The following is a 4,696-nucleotide window of genomic DNA, read 5'->3' on the forward strand; positions in this document are numbered from 1 at the left end:
TCGAAGATCTGGGTCGCCTCGTCGATCTCGGTCAGCGCGACGGGCGAGCCCTCCTCGCCGAACCGCTGGTCGAGCCGGTCGTAGAGCGCCTCGGCGGGCGCGCGCTCCGAGCGCGCATGGAAACGGACCTGACCCAAGACGACCTCACTTCTCGAAATTGAACCGGCGGCCGGGCCGCCCTTTCCGTCACAGCGCGACGAGCCGCTCCAGCTTGCCGCGCGCGGTGTCGGGGTTCTCGCCATAGGCAATGGTGCCGACGAAGCGCCCCGCCTTGTCGAGGAGGATCACCGACGCGGTGTGATCCATCGTGTAGTCGTCGCCCTGCGGCACCTTCTTGGAATAGGCGCCGTAGCCCTTCAGCATCGCCGCAACGTCGTCCGGCTTGCCGGTGACGGCGGTGATGTCCGGTGACAGGGCGCCGACATAGGTCTTCAGGATTTCCGGCGTGTCGCGTTCGGGATCGACCGTCACGAACACGATGCCGAGATCCTCGCCCTTTTCCTTCAGCGCCTTCTGGTAGCCCGCGAGCTCGTAGAGCGTCGTCGGGCAGACGTCGGGGCAATGGGTGAAGCCGAAGAACAGGGCGGTCGGACGGCTGCGCAGCGCCGCCTCGGTCACCGGGGCGCCATTCTGGTCGACCAGCGAAAAGCTCGTGCCGAACGGCGCGGCATCGGACACTTCCTGCATCTCGGCCCGGCCGAACGCCCAGACGAGAACCAGAAGCGCGAGGACGGCCGCGACGAGGAACCACAGCGCATAGCGCAGCACCGGCAGTCGGCGTCGGCTGGGGCCGGGGGTCGGATCGGTCATCGCATTGCTCCTTCGATGCGGTCTCGGATACAGGAATGAACCGCCGCCTCCAAGACCGCGGCGGAACATGGGTCGAGGGCGGAATGACGGACGGCGAGCCGGCGAGCGACGATCTGCGGTTCCGGCCGGACGAGCCGCGCATCCATCCGAGCGCGGAGCTGAAGCAGACGCGTCTCGGCCGCCATTGCGACATCGGCCCGCGCGTCGTGCTGCGCGACGTCTTGGTCGGCGACTACACCTATTTCGAGCGCGGCGGCGAGGCGACGCACGCGGCGATCGGCAAGTTCTGCTCGATCGCGGCGCATGTGCGCATCAACGCGCTGGAACATCCGGTCGAGCGCGTCACCACGCACAAGATCAGCTACCGGCCGAACGAGTACTTCCGCTGGCAGGGCGTCGACGAGGCGTTCCGCGAGCGACGCCTCGCGCGCCGCGTGACGATCGGCCACGACGTCTGGATCGGCCATGGGGCGGTGATCCTGCCTGGCGTTTCGATCGGCACCGGCGCCGTGATCGGCGCTTCTGCGGTGGTGAGCCGCGACGTCGCTCCATACACGATTGTCGCCGGCGTCCCCGCCCGCGTCCTGCGCCCGCGCTTCGAGCCCGCCGTCGCGGCCGGCTTCCTCGATCTCGCCTGGTGGGACTGGCCGAAGGAGAAGCTGTTCGCAGCGGTGGCCGACATGCAGGTGCTGTCGCCCGAAGCCTTCCTCGATCGGTGGAATTCTACCGAAAGTTGAGCACTGTTGCCTGAAGTCTATTGCCTTCGACTCCCTCGAAATGACAAGGGAATCGAAAAATTGTAACCTCGAGTGGTGCCGGGCGTGCCGAAGGACAGCAACGAGATCTTGACGGCGTTTCCGGCCCATGAGGACGCGCCTCCGTCTCCCCTCGTGTCGCTCGTCGTCCCCTGCTTCAACGAGGAAGAGGTGCTGCCGATCTTCCTCGCGAGGATGCGGCCCATTTTGCAGGCCCTGTCCGGGCTTCGCCACGAGATCGTGTTCGTCAACGACGGCAGCACCGATGGGACCCTGCCCTTCCTGATCGCCGAAACCGTCCTCGATCCGACCGTCCGTGTCGTCGACCTGTCCCGAAATTTCGGCAAGGAGGCGGCGCTCTCCGCCGGGCTCGCGGAAGCCCGCGGCGACGCCGTCATTCCGTTCGATGCCGACCTGCAGGACCCGCCGGACCTCATCCCGCGCCTCGTCGAGCGGTGGCACGAGGGGTTCGAGGTGGTGATCGCGCGGCGCGTCGACCGCTCCTGCGACGGCTTCCTGAAGCGCGAGACCGCGAACGCCTTCTATCGCCTTCACGGCCGGATGACCGACATCGACCTGCCGGAGAACGCGGGCGATTTCCGCCTGATGGACCGCCGCGTCGTCGATGCGCTGAACGCGATGCCGGAAAGCTGCCGCTTCATGAAGGGCCTGTTCGCCTGGGCCGGCTTCCGCACGGCCTCGGTCGACTATGTCCGCCAGCCGCGCGCGGCGGGGCGCAGCAAGTTTTCCGGCTGGAAGCTCTGGAACTTCGCGCTCGAGGGCATCACCAGCTTCTCGACGCTGCCGCTGCGGATCTGGACCTATGCCGGCGTCCTCGTCGCGGCCGCCGCGCTGGTCTACGCGCTCGCCGTCGCCGTGCGCACGCTGGTCTTCGGGGTCGACGTGCCAGGCTACGCGTCGCTCGCCGTCCTGATCCTCCTCTTCGGCGGCCTGCAGATGATCGGCATGGGCATGATCGGCGAGTATGTCGGCCGCATCTACATGGAATCGAAGCGCCGCCCGCTCTACTTCGTGCGCGCGCGCTTCGGCGGCGAGCGCTCGTGACGGCGATGGACCGGTCGCTCCGGCGCTTCTTCGCCTATGCGCTCGTCGGCGGTGCGGGCACGGCCGCGCATTACGCTCTCTTCCTCGGCCTCCTGGAGCTCCGCGCGCCCGTCCTCATCGCCTCCTGCGCCGGCTACGTTGCGGGAGCGCTGGTCAACTACGCGCTGAACCACGCCGTCACCTTCGCGTCCGAGCGCCCGCATCGCGAGGCGGCGCCCCGCTTCTTCGCCGTGGCGGCGCTCGGCCTGCTCCTCAACCTTTCGATCGTCGCGATCGCCGCCGGTTGGGCGCACTGGCCGCCGCTCGCGGCCCAGATCGCCGCCACCGCTCTCTGCCTCCTCGCCACCTACACCCTCAACGCCCGCTGGTCGTTCTCCGAAACGACTGCCCGGCCGCAGCCGTGAAAACTCGCTTGCCGTCTCTCCCGCACATGCTGGCTCCATCTGGATGGGTAGACAGCGACACCCGTCGAATGCCGCTGATCGTTTGGGTCGCCTTCGCTCTTCCGACGGCGCTCCTTGCCGCCATGCTGGCTCTGACGCCCCTCGGGCTCTGGCAGATGGACGAGTACTTCACGATCAGCACCTTCGGGGCGCAGGGTCTGCCAAGCCTGTGGCAGCGCATCCTGATCTGGAGCCCCCGCCCGGTCTCGGAACTCTTGCTGTTCGGCTACGCGACGGTGGTGACAAGGACCGGTCTGCAGCTGACGGGAATATTCCTTGCCGCCCTCTGGATCGGGCTTTTCGCTGCCTGCATGCTACCCGCCGCCTGGACGGTTCGTCGGCGCCGGACGAGTCGTCGCCTGCCCTTCCTCCTCTCTCTGACGGTCCTGACGCTTCTCGTGGTCGGACACCCGATCTCCGAAGTCTTCTATTGGCCGCAGGGTGCGGGCGCTTACCTCCCGACCATTGCCCTGATCGCCGCGCCGGTGCTCGGCATGGTATTCAGTGAGCGATGGAGCCTCAAGCGGGACGCTCTGACATGCATCTGCTTCAGCCTTGCCGCCCTGGCCTCCGAAGTCGGCGCGTTCTTCGCACTGGCTTGGGGTGGTACGGCGCTCGGCGTCGCACTTGCCCAACGGTGGATTTCCCGAAGCTCGCCCCTTCTGCGCCGCAACGATGTTCTCCTGGCGCTGCCGGCGCTCGCCGGGCTTGGAGTCGTCTACCTTCTGGCCAATGCCCGGTTCGCCAATGAGGCGGAACTCGTCAATTCCGAGGTGGCACGTCGTGTGGGCGCGAGCCTCTGGAGCACGCTGACATCGTTTCCGGCCGACGTTCTGGCGGCGGATTTCGTCGCGCCGACCACGGTAGGCCTGCTCCTCGGGATCATCGGCAAGAGCGCACTTCTTGTACTTTCAATCCTCGTCTTTCAGCGATATCGGGCCGCGCTGCCGGAACTCCGTTTGAGGGTCGCATCGGTCGCAGTCACCGCGCTGGTCGCTGCGCTGTTTTCCTTGTTTGCCGGTTTCTTCCAGTTCGGTGTTCACTGCTGCCAGAGGCACCAGACGTTCCGATCGCAGCTAGTCGTCCTCGCCATCGTCGCCGGTGGCTGGCTCCTCGCACGCTCGCGTGTCTCCGGTTGGCTGCGCTCCGGCCCGCAATCCCTGATCGCCACAGCTTCGATTGTGGCCGTGGTTGCGAGCGGCGCCCAGACCGCCGTGGCGGTCGCAACGGATCTCGCGCATTATCCGCAGATCCTCCAGGCCCGAAAGGAGAACTGGCGCGAGGGTGTGTCCGCGGACACGGAGATGACCTACCGACTGGCGCACGGTGGCGACGCAATCGGGCATGTCTTCGTTCCGACAGGGACATTCCTCGACGGCGATCAAACACCGCGCGAAATTCTTGCGATGATGCGTTACTTCCGCAAGACGAGAGCGGTGATCGAGTAAGTCCTCGCCAGACATCACCGTCATCTTTCGAAGTTGTGATCGCTGGAGATGGTTGGCCAGCGGACCGAATCCTTTCCAGCCGGCGGATCGGCCTCCTATATGAGGCCGCAGGATATCGGCAGACCGGAAGGAAACGACCCGATGGGCACCTCGGCCAAGACGCGCGGCCTCGCTC

5 protein-coding genes are annotated in these 4,696 nt (G+C 66.6%); 4 read left to right on the forward strand and 1 reads right to left on the reverse strand.

From position 1 onward, the window contains the following. Nucleotides 1-186 precede the first annotated feature (186 nt). Nucleotides 187-810, reverse strand: a complete 624-nt coding sequence (locus tag QZ753_RS04420) for an SCO family protein (RefSeq protein ID WP_294641482.1) — start codon at nt 808-810, stop codon at nt 187-189. Nucleotides 811-893: 83 nt separating this feature from the next. Between QZ753_RS04420 and QZ753_RS04425 the strand changes: the two genes are divergently transcribed. The 4 genes from QZ753_RS04425 to QZ753_RS04440 all read left to right on the forward strand — a co-directional run bounded on the left by QZ753_RS04425 (nt 894) and on the right by QZ753_RS04440 (nt 4,521). Further along, the gene (locus QZ753_RS04425) at nt 894-1,547 is read left to right on the forward strand and encodes an antibiotic acetyltransferase (RefSeq protein ID WP_294641483.1); all 654 of its coding nucleotides are present in this window, start codon (nt 894-896) and stop codon (nt 1,545-1,547) included. 84 nt (nt 1,548-1,631) lie between these two features. Continuing rightward, complete coding sequence (locus QZ753_RS04430) at nt 1,632-2,630, forward strand: glycosyltransferase family 2 protein (protein ID WP_294641484.1); 999 nt, start codon at nt 1,632-1,634, stop codon at nt 2,628-2,630. Between the two features lie 5 nt (nt 2,631-2,635). Next, nucleotides 2,636-3,034 (forward strand): GtrA family protein, encoded by a 399-nt coding sequence (locus QZ753_RS04435; RefSeq protein WP_294641485.1) that lies wholly within the window; start codon nt 2,636-2,638, stop codon nt 3,032-3,034. Nucleotides 3,035-3,102: 68 nt separating this feature from the next. After that, the gene (locus QZ753_RS04440) at nt 3,103-4,521 is read left to right on the forward strand and encodes a hypothetical protein (protein ID WP_294641486.1); all 1,419 of its coding nucleotides are present in this window, start codon (nt 3,103-3,105) and stop codon (nt 4,519-4,521) included. Nucleotides 4,522-4,696: the final 175 nt, after the last annotated feature.

Source organism: uncultured Aureimonas sp. (assembly GCF_913775355.1).
Taxonomy (GTDB): Bacteria; Pseudomonadota; Alphaproteobacteria; order Rhizobiales; family Rhizobiaceae; genus Aureimonas.